At 66.4% G+C, this 13,418-nt stretch carries 15 protein-coding genes; 4 read left to right on the top strand and 11 right to left on the bottom strand.

Features of this window, described 5'->3' with window-relative positions:
• Positions 1-254: 254 nt before the first annotated feature.
• The 3 genes from LN047_RS27335 to LN047_RS27325 form a co-directional block, all read right to left on the bottom strand.
• Entirely contained in the window at positions 255-1,019 is a 765-nt protein-coding gene (locus LN047_RS27335) for a uracil-DNA glycosylase (protein ID WP_062838909.1), read from the bottom strand.
• Between the two features lie 53 nt (positions 1,020-1,072).
• On the bottom strand, positions 1,073-1,735 hold the full coding sequence (tenA, locus tag LN047_RS27330) for a thiaminase II (RefSeq protein ID WP_142052384.1): 663 nt from the start codon (positions 1,733-1,735) through the stop codon (positions 1,073-1,075).
• Positions 1,736-1,817: 82 nt separating this feature from the next.
• Positions 1,818-2,207, bottom strand: a complete 390-nt coding sequence (locus tag LN047_RS27325; protein WP_152382912.1) for a DUF488 family protein — start codon at positions 2,205-2,207, stop codon at positions 1,818-1,820.
• Between the two features lie 468 nt (positions 2,208-2,675).
• Here LN047_RS27325 and LN047_RS27320 point away from each other — a divergent pair, with 468 nt between their 5' ends.
• Entirely contained in the window at positions 2,676-3,851 is a 1,176-nt protein-coding gene (locus LN047_RS27320) for a glycosyltransferase (protein ID WP_081100872.1), read from the top strand.
• A gap of 56 nt (positions 3,852-3,907) precedes the next feature.
• Here the strand turns inward: LN047_RS27320 and LN047_RS27315 are convergent, their stop codons facing one another.
• The 4 genes from LN047_RS27315 to LN047_RS27300 all read right to left on the bottom strand — a co-directional run bounded on the left by LN047_RS27315 (position 3,908) and on the right by LN047_RS27300 (position 7,252).
• Positions 3,908-4,372: an HIT family protein gene (locus tag LN047_RS27315; RefSeq protein ID WP_056327353.1), complete on the bottom strand. Its 465-nt coding sequence runs from the start codon at positions 4,370-4,372 to the stop codon at positions 3,908-3,910.
• On the bottom strand, positions 4,369-4,818 hold the full coding sequence (locus tag LN047_RS27310) for a GNAT family N-acetyltransferase (protein ID WP_128829567.1): 450 nt from the start codon (positions 4,816-4,818) through the stop codon (positions 4,369-4,371). Before LN047_RS27310 ends, LN047_RS27315 begins: the two co-directional genes overlap by 4 nt.
• Before the next feature lie 23 nt (positions 4,819-4,841).
• Positions 4,842-6,308: a polyphosphate:AMP phosphotransferase gene (pap, locus tag LN047_RS27305; protein ID WP_373980740.1), complete on the bottom strand. Its 1,467-nt coding sequence runs from the start codon at positions 6,306-6,308 to the stop codon at positions 4,842-4,844.
• Between the two features lie 80 nt (positions 6,309-6,388).
• Positions 6,389-7,252, bottom strand: a complete 864-nt coding sequence (locus LN047_RS27300; RefSeq protein ID WP_373980739.1) for an MBL fold metallo-hydrolase — start codon at positions 7,250-7,252, stop codon at positions 6,389-6,391.
• Positions 7,253-7,381: 129 nt separating this feature from the next.
• Between LN047_RS27300 and LN047_RS27295 the strand changes: the two genes are divergently transcribed.
• Genes LN047_RS27295 through LN047_RS27285 form a run of 3 tightly spaced genes read left to right on the top strand, consistent with a single transcriptional unit; the run spans position 7,382 to position 8,572 of the window.
• Positions 7,382-7,717: a helix-turn-helix transcriptional regulator gene (locus LN047_RS27295; RefSeq protein ID WP_056327361.1), complete on the top strand. Its 336-nt coding sequence runs from the start codon at positions 7,382-7,384 to the stop codon at positions 7,715-7,717.
• A complete protein-coding gene (locus tag LN047_RS27290) occupies positions 7,714-8,145 on the top strand; it encodes a YeeE/YedE family protein (RefSeq protein WP_062838915.1) in 432 nt (143 codons plus the stop codon). The genes LN047_RS27295 and LN047_RS27290 overlap by 4 nt, the downstream gene beginning before the upstream one ends.
• A 1-nt stretch (position 8,146) precedes the next feature.
• Positions 8,147-8,572, top strand: coding sequence for a DUF6691 family protein (locus LN047_RS27285; RefSeq protein WP_223573538.1), 426 nt, complete (start codon positions 8,147-8,149; stop codon positions 8,570-8,572).
• 16 nt (positions 8,573-8,588) lie between these two features.
• Here the strand turns inward: LN047_RS27285 and LN047_RS27280 are convergent, their stop codons facing one another.
• The 4 genes from LN047_RS27280 to LN047_RS27265 form a co-directional block, all read right to left on the bottom strand.
• Complete coding sequence (locus LN047_RS27280) at positions 8,589-9,857, bottom strand: phenylacetate--CoA ligase family protein (protein ID WP_373980738.1); 1,269 nt, start codon at positions 9,855-9,857, stop codon at positions 8,589-8,591.
• Between the two features lie 81 nt (positions 9,858-9,938).
• Complete coding sequence (locus LN047_RS27275) at positions 9,939-10,775, bottom strand: ABC transporter ATP-binding protein (protein ID WP_175235839.1); 837 nt, start codon at positions 10,773-10,775, stop codon at positions 9,939-9,941.
• Positions 10,776-10,881: 106 nt separating this feature from the next.
• Complete coding sequence (locus LN047_RS27270; RefSeq protein WP_081100873.1) at positions 10,882-12,219, bottom strand: ABC transporter substrate-binding protein; 1,338 nt, start codon at positions 12,217-12,219, stop codon at positions 10,882-10,884.
• A 134-nt stretch (positions 12,220-12,353) separates the two neighbouring features.
• A complete protein-coding gene (locus LN047_RS27265) occupies positions 12,354-13,418 on the bottom strand; it encodes a branched-chain amino acid ABC transporter permease (protein ID WP_152382907.1) in 1,065 nt (354 codons plus the stop codon).

Genomic DNA, 13,418 nt, shown 5'->3' with positions numbered 1-13,418 from the left:
TGCGACGCAGTGCTTGGTCGGGCCAGGGGATTAGGCGGCCGGATCCAGGCGACGGTTGATGGAGCATCGTGCCGACCGGATCAACCATGCGCGTGGCGCGTTCTCTTGTACTGATGGAACGCAGGGCGAAAGGAAAGGGGTCAGGAATCGATGATAGTTCGGCATGAGGCCGGGGGTTGGTTTCCCGGCGGACTGCAAAAAATTCCGCTAAATCAAGGCGGTAAATGCCGAACTCGTTTTGTGCAGTGCGGCGATCATAACCTGAATTCACCCTGCAAGGGAATTATTTTTTTGTCCAGCCCCCAATCAATAGGGTTTTTCCCTTGGTTTTCCAGCCACGCGTTGGTGGCCCGGAAATGACCGCAGCCCAGGAACGGCACCGGGGGGCGCCGGGCGGACAGCGGGGAAGGGTGATTGGACATCAGCACCAGATGGCCGCTGTCGGGCGGCAGCAACAGCCGCTTGGCCTGGGCGTGGGCGCCCCACAGCATGAACACCTTGGGCGACGGATCGCGCGCGACGAGCTTGATGAGGGCATCGGTCACCGTTTCCCAGCCGCGTTTGGCGTGCGACGCGGGCTGGCCGTCTTCCACGGTGAGCGCCGTGTTCAGCAGCAGCACGCCCTGCTCGGCCCAGGCGGTGAGGTCATTGCCCGCCGGAACGCCCAGGTCCGGATAGTCGCGCGCAATCTCGTTGAAGATGTTGCGCAGGCTGGGGGGGCGCTTGCAGTCGTCCGGCACCGAGAACGCCAGCCCCTGCGCCTGGCCGGGGCCGTGGTAGGGGTCCTGGCCCAGGATCACGACCCGTACGTCCGAGGGCGCCAGGCCTTGCAAGGCGCGAAAGGGCGTGGCGGGATACACCACGGCGCCCTGCGCCAGGCGCGCTTCCACATGGCTGGTCGCGGCGGCAAGGGCTGCGGCCACGGCGGGGTCGGCGGACAGGGCGGCCTGCCAGGCGGCGGGCAGTTGCCCGGCCTGCGTGGCCAGGGCGTTGGGCGTAAGGCGGTTGTCGGTCGGCATGGGCGCGATTTTGGCATATCCGCCGGTCAGCCCGACCGGTGCCTCTCGCCCGTTCAGACCGGCCAGCCGGCCTGCCGGTGCGCCGAGTCCCAGAACATCCATTCCAGTTGGGCGGCGTGCGTATAGGCCTGGTGCATCGCTTCCACGGTCTGCGGCGAGGCGGTTTGGGCGGCCCGATCCACGGTGGCGATCACCGCGCGGACCAGCGCGTGGAAGTCATCGCCGGCGTAGGTGTCGATCCAGGCGGCGTACGGATTGGGCCGAACGGCGCGCGCGTGGATGTCGCGCCCGATCTCCGCGTAGATCCAGAAGCAGGGGAGCAGGGCAGCCAGGGCGACCGGATAGGGTGCGCTCCAGGCGGTGGCGATGAGGAAGCTGGTGTAGTGATGGCTCGCCGGCGTCAGCGGCGTGGCCTCGAACGTGGCCGCGTCGATGCCGAACTGTTGCATGAAACCGGCATGCAGGCTGCGTTCGGCCACGACGGCGCCCTTGGCGGCTTCGGCAAACTGCACGACGCCGTCTGCGTCGTCGGCCTTGGCAGCGGCAATGGCCAGCGCGCGTCCAAACGCGACCAGATAGTGCGCGTCCTGGATCATGTAGTGCTTGAACGCGTCCTCGGCAAGCTGGCCGCTGGCCAGTTCGCGGTTGAACGGCATGTCGCGCGTCTTTTCATAGAGCGCAGCGTTGCGGGTCCAGGCGTCGGAGCTGAAAGACATGAAATTCCTCTTAGGCGTCGCCTCGCGCGCGCGTGGATGCGCGGCGCCGGCGGGGCATAAGCGTACCAAGACAGCGGGGAATTCAGGCCGCGCGCTTGCGGTGATGGCGGGCGAATTCCAGGAGCGCGTCGCGCAGCACCACGGCCTGATTGTGTTCGGTGTTGCGCGCACCGTACAGCAGGGTCAGGGGGCGATCGCCCGCGGCCTCCAGCAGGGCTGCCATGCGCGCTTGCTGCTCGGGCGTGGCCAGTTCGGCCAGGTACTTGGCGCGGAATGCGTCCCAGCGTTCCTCGACGTGGCTGAACCATTTGCACAGTTCAGCGCTGGGGGCGATGTCGCGGGCCCATTCGTCCAGGCCGAGGTCCGCGCGGCGCAGGCCGCGAGGCCACATGCGGTCGACGAGGGCAAGGTAATGCCCTTGCGGACCGGTGCCTTCGTAAACGCGCTGCACGATGATGCGGGACGTTTTCATGCCGACTCCTGCGCCGTGGGTGCGGACAGTCTACTTCACGGGCCGAGCGGCCAAGGCCACACGCGCGGTCAGCTCGCACGTCGTTGAGCCGCCATGGCAAGAACCTGAACGGTAACTGAATGTACACAACTTGCGTCTTTCTTCCCTGAAATCGAGGTCTATTGCCACCGAAGTCACGTCATCTGCGGGCTGTGTTCCCGCCTGGCGACAGAGAGGCTTGTCGGGCTGCGGCGTTGTGGTTTACATTCGCTTAAATTCTATGTAACAACTCCGTTGGAGGCCGACCCAGTCGGCCTTTTTGAACCCACGCCCAACAGTCGTGGCTTGGCCAGGCTGCCTGGCGCCCCTTGCCGTCATGCCGCCACGCCATCATCCCGTCCTCCTTGCCTTGCCTGGCACCGCCGACACCCTTTGCCGGCATCGGCAGGCCCCTGCGCAAATCGCCTGCAGCAGCCCGCTGCTCCGCCCATGCTGAATTCCGACGATCTTCCCGCTAGCCACGCCGGGACCGGCGGCCCCTTGCGCATCCTGCATACGGAAGCCGCCACGGCCTTTGGCGGCCAGGAATTCTGTATCTATAAGGAGATGGTCGCCATGCGCGAGCGCGGCCATCACCTGGAAGCGGTCTGCCAGCCGCACGCCGAACTGGCGCAGCGGCTTCGCGACGCCGGGTTCACCGTGCACACCGTGAACATGGACGGCGCCGTCAATTTCGTGCGCAGCGTGGCGTTCGTGCGGCGCGTGGCGGCGCGCGGCCGCTTCGACGTGGTCAACACGCACAGCCGCAGCGACACGGTGCGCGCGGCAATGGGCGCGCGCCTTGCCCGCACCCCGCTCATCGTGCGCACCCGTCACCTGGCCAAGCCGATCAACTCGCTGTACGCCTACACGTGGCTGGCCCACCGCGTCATCGCCGTGAGCCGGCACGTGCAACGCCAATTGCTGGATGGCGGCGCGCCGCCCGAGGCCGTCGCCACCATCCATTCGCCGATTGTGTTGCCCGAAGGCGACGGCAAGGGCAGCCTGCGCCAGGAACTCGGCCTGCCGGGCGATGCGCTGGTCGTGGGCTGTGTGGCCGTCATGCGCACGGAAAAGGGCCATGCCGACCTGATCGACGCCTTCCAGCGCGTGCTGGCCGCGTTTCCGCAAGCCCATCTGGTGCTGGCCGGGGACGGCATGCCGGTGTTCGAGCGTCTGAAGGGACAGGTTCAGGCGCTGGGCCTGGCGTCCCGCGTGCACTTTCTGGGCCGGCGGCATGACATCGGCAACGTGCTGCAGGCGTTTGACGTGTTCGCCTTGCCGACCCATCGCGAAGCCTTCGGCACGGCATTTGTCGAAGCTGCCGCCATGGGCGTGCCCGTGATTGGCACGGACGTGGGGGGCGTTCCCGAAACCATGCAGGCGGGCGTGACCGGCCTGCTGGTGCCGCCGCGCGATCCCGCCGCGTTGGCCGCCGCGCTGGAAAGCCTGCTGGCCGACCCCGAACGCCGCCGCCGCATGGGCGAAGCGGGCCGGGAGCTCATTCGGGGGCAGGGGCTTTTCAGCGTCGACCGCGCGGCGCAGTTGGTCGAAGCGGCCTACGCACGCTGGCTGGGAGAACGGCGGGGGCGGGCCCCCGCGGCGCCCAGCGGCTCGATGCCGTAGAACGGTCAGTGCGGTAGAAAGCCCAGTGCGGTAAAACGGTCAGTGCGCTGGACCGCTCAATGCCACAGCAGCGCGTTCATCGCTTCGACCAGACGGTCGCGGTAGCGCGGCAGCAGGGCCGACACTGCTTCTTGCCGGCGCTTCCAGGAATCGGGCTCGGCGCCCGGCGCGATGCGCGGCGCCGCCCAGATCGGATCCGGAAAATGCCGGTCGCCGCGCCAACGCGGGATCACGTGCCAATGCAGATGCGGCACCATGTTGCCAAGCGATGCCAGGTTGACCTTGTCGGGCGTCAGGATCGCCTGCTGCGTCTCCTCGACCACATACACCGCCCGCATGAGCAGGTCGCGCCCGTGCGTGGACAGGCTGGTCATCTCGGCCAGGTGAGCGTTCCAGATCACCCGCGTAAACCCCGGATAGTCGGGGTCCTCGACCTCGATGATGCGCAGGTGCGGTCCCCGCCACAAGAGCGTGCCGCCGTCTTCCTGGCACAGCGGACAGTTGGGATCGCGCGCGCTCAAGCCATCACCTTGCGGTACTGGATGAAGCCGGACCGGTCGGCAATGCGGTCGTAGAGCTGCATGGCGGTCGCGTTGGTTTCGTGCGTCAGCCAATAGACGCGGGCGCAATTGGCCGCGGCGGCTTCGGCGTAGACGTGTTCGATCAGCTTGCGCCCGGCGCCCGTGCCGCGCGCCTCCTGGTCCACATACAGATCCTGCAAATAGCAGTAATCGCCCGCGGTCCAGGTGGAGCGGTGGAAGATCCAGTGCACCAAGCCCACCGCGCGGCCGCTTTCGTAGGCCAGCGCCGCGTGCATGGGCTCGGCCGGATCCAGAAAGCGCGCCCACGTGTTGCGCGTGACGGCGTCGTCGATGCTGACGCGGTAGAAGTCCTGGTAGCCCTTCCACAGCGGCAGCCATGCGTCGAAGTCAGCGGCAACGATGGGACGGATATCTGCGGTACTCATGGGGCGGAGCCTCCTGGCGGAATTCAGAGTTGGTTTTCCATGGCTTCGACGATATGCCGCAGCACTTGCAGCCGAGCGTAACGCTTGTCGTTGGCCGACACCAGATGCCAGGGCGCGTGGGGCACGTCGGTCCGCATCATCATCTCGTTGGCCGCCGCCGCGTACTCGGCCCACTTGTCGCGGTTACGCCAGTCGTCGGGCGTGATCTTGAAATTCTTGAACGGCGATTTTTCGCGTTCGCGAAAGCGGGCGAGCTGTTCGTCGGGCGTGACCGCCAGCCAGAACTTGAGCACCAACGCGCCGCTGGCCGCCAGCTGTTCTTCGAAGTCGTTGATCTCTGCGTAAGCCCGGCGCCACTTGGCGGGGGGAATCAGCTTCTCGACCCGCTCGACCAGCACGCGGCCATACCACGAGCGGTCAAAGAGCGCGATCCGGCCATGGCGGGGAATGCGGCGCCAGAACCGCCACAGGTAGGGACGGGCCAATTCTTCCGAGCTGGGCGCGGACACGGGCGTGATGTCGAATTGCCGGGCGTCCAGCGCGTGCGTGACGCGGCGGATGGCGCCGCCCTTGCCGGCCGCATCCTGACCTTCAAACACCAGGATCAGCGAGCGATCCTTGAACTTGTCGGAGCGGGCGGCGAGCGCCAGCCGGCCTTGCAGCAGGCCGAGTTCGGATTCGTAGTCTTCCTTCTCGACCTTGGCGTCATAGTCCAGCTTGCCCAGGCGGTCGACGATGCGCGTCGTGCTGGAATGCGCCACGAAGGCGGGCGGCAGGCGCGGCACGCCGCGCCGGCGCAGCGCCGTCAGCACCGCTTCGGCCGTGCGCGCGGTGCGCATGTTCTCGTCGGCGCTGGGGATCACCACCCAGGGCGCGTGACCGCAGTCCGTGTGATTGAGCACGACGTGCGCACCCGACCGGATGCGGTCGAAACGCTTGTTGACCTTCATGTCGACCGGGCTGACCTGCCACGCGGTCTCGGGACTGGCGAGCAGGCGCTGCGCCCGTTCCTTTTGCGCCTTGGCCGACAGGTGGAACCACAGCTTGACGATCTGTACGCCTTCCGAGGCCAGCATCGTTTCAAAGCGCATGATGGCGGCGGCATGGGCCTCGATGGCGTCTGCATTGGGCTTTTTGCGCACGGCTTCGATGACCAGCGGCGTGTACCAGGAGCCGAACACGATGCCGGTGCTGCCCTTGGGCGGCAGATCGCGCCAGTAGCGCCACAAGGGCGGACGATCCAGTTCGTCGCCTTCGCGCGGCCCATAGGCCAGCGTGCGGATGTGGCGCGGATCCATCCATTCGTTGAGCAGGTTGATCGTGGCGCCCTTGCCGGCCCCGTCGATGCCCGCCACGACGACCAGAAGCGTCTTGTCGGCCTGGCGCAGGCGTTCGTACTGCGCATTCAGCAGTCCGACCCGCAGCCGCGTTTCCAGCGCCTTGAATTCATCTTTGGAGAGGGTAGGGTCTGCTTCGGCTTCGGCGAACATGGATGCGTCGGATCGGGTTGCTGCGATCGGGCGATCTTGCGGGATATGGCCGTGCGGCGCAAGTGCGCCGCGGCCAGGTGTCAAAGCGCATTGACGGGAATCTTCAGATACCGCACGCCGTTGTCCTCGGCCGGCGGGAAATGTCCCGCGCGGATGTTCACCTGGATGGCGGGCAGGATCAGTGTGGGCATCGACAGTGTCGCGTCCCGCCGGGTGCGCATGGCGACGAATTCATCTTCGGTGATGCCATCGCGCACGTGGATGTTGCCGCGGCGCTGGTCGGCCACGGTGGTCTGCCAGGCGGCGTCGCGGCCCTCGGGCGGATAGTCGTGACACATGAAGAGGCGCGTGTCGTCGGGCAGGCTCAAGAGGCGCCGGATCGACTGGTACAGCAGGTGCGCATCGCCGCCCGGGAAATCGCAGCGCGCCGTGCCGACATCGGGCATGAACAGCGTGTCGCCCACAAACGCTGCGTCGCCGATCAGGTAGGCCATGTCGGCTGGCGTGTGTCCCGGCACGTGCACCGCCGTGGCGGTCAGCGCGCCGATCTGAAAGGTCTCGCCGTCGGCGAACAGATGGCCGAACTGCGATCCATCGAGCTGAAAGGCCGGCTCCAGGTTCAGGATCTTCTTGAACACGCCCTGCACGCTGCGGATGCTTTGGCCGATGGCGATGACGCCGCCCAGCTGCCGTTGCAGATAGGGCGCGGCGGACAGGTGATCGGCGTGGGCGTGGGTCTCCAGCAGCCAGACCGTCCGCAGCCCCCGCTCGCGGACATAGTCGGCCACGCGGTCCGCGTTGGCGGTGCTGGTGCGGCCCGATTTGGGGTCGAAGTCCAGCACCGAATCGATGATGGCGCAGGCGCCGCCGGGCCCTGCCTCGTGAACGACGTAGGTGATGGTCGAGGTGACAGTGTCAAAAAAGGCCTGGATGTGCGGATTCATGGGGGCTCGGGAATGGTGGGCGGGCACGTCGGAACAGTTTACGTAAAAAAATAATATTTGCGAATAGTTTATTCAGAAATATAATGACGACGCTGTTGCCTCGTTTTCCTCCACTGTCAGCGCCCCGCCATGAATGCCCCGCTTACCGAATGTGAAGTCTCCTCCCTGCGTGAATCGGCCTCCCAGGCCTGCACGCTGCTCAAGGCCCTGGCCAACGAAGACCGCTTGCTCCTCTTGTGCCAGCTGGTCCACCATGAACGCAACGTCGGCGAGCTGGAATCGCTGACCGGCATCCGCCAGCCCACGCTCTCGCAGCAGCTTGGCGTGCTGCGCGACGAAGGACTCGTCGTCACGCGGCGCGAAGGCAAGTACGTCTACTACCAGATGGCCAGTTTCGAGGTCAGCCAGGTGATGAAAACCTTGTCCAGCCTGTACTGCGGACGCGCACTGGAGTCCCTCAAATGAACGTGGACTGGTCTGCCTTTACGCCGCTCGCCGGCACGGCGGGGGGGCTTCTTATCGGCGCCGGCGCGGTCTTGCTGATGCTGGGCGCCGGGCGCATTGCCGGCATCAGCGGCATCGTGGGCGGTCTTTTCACCCCGACGCGAGGCGACGGTTGGCGCGTGGCCTTCCTGCTGGGACTGTGCGCCGCGCCGTGGGTCTACCGGCTGTTCGCCACTCTGCCGTCCATCACCGTCGATGCCAGCACGCCCCGGCTGATCGTGGCCGGCCTGCTCGTCGGGATCGGCACGCGATACGGGTCCGGCTGCACCAGCGGCCACGGCGTCTGCGGCCTGTCCCGCGGATCTCGCCGTTCGTTCGTCGCGACGGCAATCTTCATGGCGGCCGGATTCGTGACGGTCTACGTCTTGCGCCACGCGGTGGGAGGCTGACATGGCTGCGATCTACGCTTTTGCCGCCGGGCTCGTCTTCGGATTCGGCCTGTTGGTGTCGGGACTTGCCGACCCTGCGCGCGTGTTGGGATTTCTGGACCTGGCGGGCTTGTGGAATCCCACCCTGGCGTTTGTGATGGGCGGCGCCGTCGTCGTGGCCAGCATCGGATTTGCGCTCTTGCGTCGCCGCCGCGCCAGCCTGTCGGGCGAACCCATGCGCTGGCCGCAGGCCACGCAGCTGGACTGGCGTCTGGCCGGCGGCAGCCTGGCGTTTGGCGTGGGCTGGGGCGTGGCGGGATTCTGTCCCGGCCCCGCCGTCGTCGCCGCGGCGGCCGGCATCGGCGAGGCCGGCATTTTTGTGGTCGCCATGCTTGCGGGGATGGCGATCCACGCCATCATCGAACGCGCCCGGCGCGGCGGGGCCTGACCCCGCGTCCGCCGCCTTACTCGTACGTGCGGATGTCGTCGATCACCTTGCCGTCGTTCGGCAGGCCGCCTGCGTCCACCCATTGCACATCGGCGCGCAGCTTGGTCACGTCGCGCGCCGAATCGGCGATGCGCTTGGCCAGGTCATCGTTCTGCTCGCGCGACTCCACCTTGAGCACCATGCGGTCCGAGCCCGTGCTGCCGCTGATGACCAGCCGCGCCCGCAGGATTTCCGGATGCCGCCGGACCACGTCAGCCACCTGCGAGGGGTGCACGAACATGCCGCGCACCTTGGTCGTCTGGTCGGCGCGCCCCATCCAGCCCTTGATGCGGGTGTTGGTGCGCCCGCACGGCGAAATGCCCGGCATCACCGCCGACAGGTCGCCGGTGCCGAACCGCACCAGCGGGTAATCGGGGTTCAGCGTGGTCACCACGACCTCGCCGACTTCGCCGTCGCGCACGGGCTCGCCGGTGCCCGGACGCACGATTTCGACGATGATGTCTTCGCCCACCACCAACCCCTCGCGGGCAGGCGTCTCGAAAGCGATCATGCCCAGGTCGGCGCTGCCGTATGCCTGGTAGCCGTCGATGCCGCGCGCCGCCAGCCAGTCGCGCAGCGAGGGCGGGAAGGCCTCTCCGGAAACCAGCGCGCGGCGCAGCGAATCGAGCTTCACGCCCAGTTCATCGGATTTTTCCAGAATGATCTTCAGGAAGCTGGGCGTGCCGGTGTAGCCGCTGGGCGACAGGTCCTGAATCGCGCGCACCTGCTGTTCGGTCTGTCCAGTGCCGCCGGGGAATACGGTGCAGCCCACCGCATGGGCGGCCGTCTCCATCATCGAGCCGGCCGGCGTGAAGTGATAGGAAAAGCAGTTGTAGGCCAGTTCGCCGGCGCGAAAGCCCGCCGCGTACAGGGCGCGCGCAAAGCGCCAGTAATCCGAGCGCGCGCTTTCCGGTTCGTAGATCGGGCCCGGCGAGGCAAACACCCGCATCGCTTCGCCCCAGCCGATCGCGGAAAAGCCGCCGAAAGCCTTGGCGGGCCCAGCGGGCCGGGCGGCGTCATCGCGGCTGTGCTGCTGGCGTTCAAGCAATTCGTGCTTGCGCAGCACTGGCAGCCGGGCCAGCGCCTCGCGCGAGGTGACCGTGGCCGGGTCCACGCCGAGCAATTGCTCGGCGATGGCCGGCGCGCGCGCGATGGCCCGCGCAATCGCCCCTGGCAGGGCCGCCATCAGATCGCGCTCGCGTTGCTCGGGCGCTCGGGTTTCGAGGTCATCGAAAAACTCGGACATGGAATCGCACCTTCTCGTGTGCCGGTTGGCGGCGCCGTTGCCGGCGCCATGCGGCAAGCGCTGGCTTGCCCGCGTCGGAAATCAGGCCAGCCAGCGTTTGCGGCGGCGGTAGAACTTGTTGTCCCGGAAACTCTTGCGCTCGCCGCTGGAGATGCCCAGGTAAAACTCCTTCACGTCCTCGTTCTGCGCCAGGTCGGACGCGGCGCCGTCCATCATCACGCGCCCGTTCTCCAGGATGTAGCCGTAATCGGCGTAGCGCAGGGCGATGTTGGTGTTCTGCTCGGCCAACAGGAAGCTCACGCGCTCGCGCTGGTTCAGGTCGCGCACGATCTCGAAGATTTCTTCGACGATCTGCGGCGCAAGACCCATCGACGGTTCATCCAGCAGGATCATGTTCGGGTTGGCCATCAGCGCGCGGCCGATCGCGGTCATCTGCTGCTCGCCGCCCGAGGTGTATCCGGACTGGCTGGTGCGGCGCTGCTTCAAGCGCGGGAAATACTGGTAGACCCGTTCCAGCGCGGCGGCGGTGTCGCCGCGGCTCATGCTGCGCGTATAGGCGCCGGTCAGCAGGTTTTCCTCGATGGTGAGGTGGGCGAAGCAGTGCCGGCCTTCCATCACCTGCACGACGCCGCGCTTGACCAGCTCGGCCGGCGTCAGCTTTTCGATGCGCTGGCCGCGGTACTGGATGTGGCCTTTGGTGACGTCGCCGCGCTCGCCCTTGAGCAGATTGGAGATCGCGCGCAGCGTGGTGGTCTTGCCCGCGCCGTTCGCGCCCAGCAGCGCCACGATCCTGCCTTCCGGCACCTGCAGGGACACGCCCTTGAGCACCAGGATCACGTGGTTGTAGATCACCTCGATGCCGTTCACATCGAGCAGCACCGGCGGGGCGCCTGCGGCGGCAATATTGGCGTCGTTCATAAACATTCCTGCAGCGTGGCGGCGGCCGGCCGGAAAGCCGGCCGCCGGGTCATATCAACATGCGTTGCGCACCCGCGGCATGGCCGCCGCGGGCGCTCCAGGGGCATCACTCACACTTGCGGGGCGTAATGTTCTTTTCCTTGGCGTACTTGGCCGCCGATTCCTTGACCATCGGGTCCAGGATCGTCTTGTCGGCCTGATACCAGTCGGAAACGACCTTGAACTTGGAACCGTCCCATTGCACGATGCGAGCCCAGTCGTCGCCCTTGTGGTTGGCGCACGAGGTCTTGACCGGACGCATGATCTGGCCAAAGCCCAGCTTGTCGAGCTTTTCCTGCGTCAGGTCCAGGTTCTCGAAGCCCCAGCGCACCTGCTCCGGCGTCAGCGCCTTGCCCTTGCCGTACTTCTCCTGCGCGGCGCGGATCGCTTCGACCTGCAGCATCGAGATCATCATGCCGCGCGTGTGGGCGATGGTGCCCAACGTGGTCTTGCCGGTCTTGTCCGCGCCCTGGCCCTTGTCGTAGACGTACTTCTTCAGATCGTCGTAGACCTTGTCGCTGTCGGCGCCGCTGTTGTGGATGGTGATGGCGTTGTAGCCCTTGGCGACATCGCCCAGGTCCTTGACGTCGCCTTCCGAGCCGGCCCACCAGATCGCGTACATCTTGTCGCGCGGATAGCCGCTGGCCTGCGCTTCGCGGATGGCGGTGGGCGTCATGATGCCCGCGCTCCACAGCAGCACGTAGTTCGGGCGCGCCTGGCGGATCTGCAGCCAGGTGGACTTCTGCTCCACGCCCGGCGCCGTCACCGGGTACAGCAGCAATTCAAAGCCTTCCTTGGCCGCGCGCTTTTGCAGCAGCGGGATCGGTTCCTTGCCGTACGGCGAGTCGTGATAGACCAGGGCGATCTTCTTGCCCTTGAGCTTGTCCATGCCGCCTTCTTTCTTGGCGATGTCCTGGATCATCACGTCGGCGGCGGTCCAGTACGTGCCCAAGAGCGGGAAGTTCCACTCGAACACGCTGCCGTCCACCGATTGCGACAGGCCGTAGCCCATCGTTTCCACGGGCACCTTGTCGACGATGGCCTTGTCGCTGACCGCGAAGGTGATGCCGGTGGACTGCGTGTCGAAGCCCGATGCGCCGGTGCCCTTGCCCTTCAGGCGCTCGTAGCATTCCACGCCGCGGTCCGTGGCGTAGGCGGTTTCGCATTCTTCGTACGTGATCTTGACGCCGTTCACGCCGCCATCGCGCTCGTTCACGAGCTTCAGGTAATCCAGCTTGCCATCGGCCCAGGGAATGCCCAGCGGCGCGAACGATCCCGTGCGATACACCAGCAACGGAACGAACTGCTCTTCGGCCGCCATTGCCGGCGTGGCCACGGCGCCTGCGGCGCCGGCTGCGGCCATCAAGGCTGCCGCCAACTTCAGGTTAAGACGCTTCATCTCCATTTACCTCCTGCGTGGTGTTTGGGTCGGTCAACCCTGTGACACCGGGATTGGCCCGGTCTTGAGCCGGGTATTCGGGGCGGGGGTCCAGCGCGGTTGTGCTGCGATGGACCCACGGAAATCAAAACGAAACACGATCAGTGCGGGAACGGCCAGATCCTCAACTTCTCCTTGCCGATGCTCCACAGCCGCGCCAGGCCGTGCGGCTCGGCGATCAGGAAGAACACGATCAGCGCGCCGAACACCATGTGCTCGATGTGGGCGGCGGTGTCCACCGACAGCGGCAGGCCCAGCATGTGCGGGATGTTGGACAGCGCCACGGGCACCAGCACGATGAACGCGGCGCCAAAGAAGCTGCCGATGATCGAGCCCAGCCCGCCGATGATGACCATGAACAGCAGCTGGAACGAGCGGCCCAGGTCGAACGCCAGCGGCTCCCACGAACCCAGGTGTATGTAGCCCCACAAGGCGCCGGCCACGCCGACGATGAACGAACTGACCGCAAACGCCGTCAGCTTGGCGTACATGGGCCGGATGCCGATGACGGAAGCGGCGACGTCCATGTCGCGGATCGCCATCCATTGGCGGCCGATGGCGCCGCGCACCAGGTTCTTGGCCAGCAGGCTGAAGATGACGACCAGGATCAGCACGAACAGGTACTTCTCCATGGCGCTCTGCACCGGCAGCCCGAACGCCGTGAGCGGCGGCACCGACACGCTGCCCGAGGACGAATAGTTGGTGAAGAAGGGGATGCGCAGGAACGCCCAGTCCACGAAGAACTGCGCGGCCAGTGTCGCCACCGCGAGGTACAGGCCACGGATGCGCAGGCTGGGGATGCCGAAGATCACGCCGACGAGGGTGGCAAAGCAGCCCCCCAAGAGAATCTGCGCCACCAGCGGCATGCCGGGAAAGCGCACGCCGAAGTTCCACGCCGCATACGCGCCCACCGCCATGAAGGCGCCCGTTCCCAGCGAGATCTGGCCGCAGTAGCCGACCAGGATGTTCAGGCCCACGGCGGCCAGCGCCAGGATCAGGAACGGAATCAGGATGGCGCGCAGCAGATAGTCGCTGGCCATCGCCGGCACGGCGATGAACGCCACCGCCATCAGCAGCCAGATGAAGACGCGATCCTGGCGGATCGGGAAGATCTGCTGGTCAGCGCGATAGCTGGTCTTGAATTGGCCGTTTTCGCGATAGAACAT

This window comes from Achromobacter sp. JD417 (assembly GCF_041879325.1).
In the GTDB taxonomy this organism is placed as follows: domain Bacteria; phylum Pseudomonadota; class Gammaproteobacteria; order Burkholderiales; family Burkholderiaceae_B; genus Achromobacter; species Achromobacter mucicolens.
The sequence above is the reverse complement of the archived record's forward strand: the minus strand, read 5'-3'. Positions and strand labels throughout refer to the sequence as shown.

Coding starts and splice junctions, on each gene's coding strand:
- LN047_RS27335 (WP_062838909.1), bottom strand. CDS start 1,019: ATGCCGACCGACAACCGCCTTACGCCCAACGCCCTGGCCACGCAGGCC.
- tenA (WP_142052384.1), bottom strand. CDS start 1,735: ATGTCTTTCAGCTCCGACGCCTGGACCCGCAACGCTGCGCTCTATGAA.
- LN047_RS27325 (WP_152382912.1), bottom strand. CDS start 2,207: ATGAAAACGTCCCGCATCATCGTGCAGCGCGTTTACGAAGGCACCGGT.
- LN047_RS27320 (WP_081100872.1), top strand. CDS start 2,676: ATGCTGAATTCCGACGATCTTCCCGCTAGCCACGCCGGGACCGGCGGC.
- LN047_RS27310 (WP_128829567.1), bottom strand. CDS start 4,818: ATGAGTACCGCAGATATCCGTCCCATCGTTGCCGCTGACTTCGACGCA.
- pap (WP_373980740.1), bottom strand. CDS start 6,308: ATGTTCGCCGAAGCCGAAGCAGACCCTACCCTCTCCAAAGATGAATTC.
- LN047_RS27300 (WP_373980739.1), bottom strand. CDS start 7,252: ATGAATCCGCACATCCAGGCCTTTTTTGACACTGTCACCTCGACCATC.
- LN047_RS27295 (WP_056327361.1), top strand. CDS start 7,382: ATGAATGCCCCGCTTACCGAATGTGAAGTCTCCTCCCTGCGTGAATCG.
- LN047_RS27290 (WP_062838915.1), top strand. CDS start 7,714: ATGAACGTGGACTGGTCTGCCTTTACGCCGCTCGCCGGCACGGCGGGG.
- LN047_RS27285 (WP_223573538.1), top strand. CDS start 8,147: ATGGCTGCGATCTACGCTTTTGCCGCCGGGCTCGTCTTCGGATTCGGC.
- LN047_RS27280 (WP_373980738.1), bottom strand. CDS start 9,857: ATGTCCGAGTTTTTCGATGACCTCGAAACCCGAGCGCCCGAGCAACGC.
- LN047_RS27275 (WP_175235839.1), bottom strand. CDS start 10,775: ATGAACGACGCCAATATTGCCGCCGCAGGCGCCCCGCCGGTGCTGCTC.
- LN047_RS27270 (WP_081100873.1), bottom strand. CDS start 12,219: ATGGAGATGAAGCGTCTTAACCTGAAGTTGGCGGCAGCCTTGATGGCC.
- LN047_RS27265 (WP_152382907.1), bottom strand. CDS start 13,418: ATGTTCTATCGCGAAAACGGCCAATTCAAGACCAGCTATCGCGCTGAC.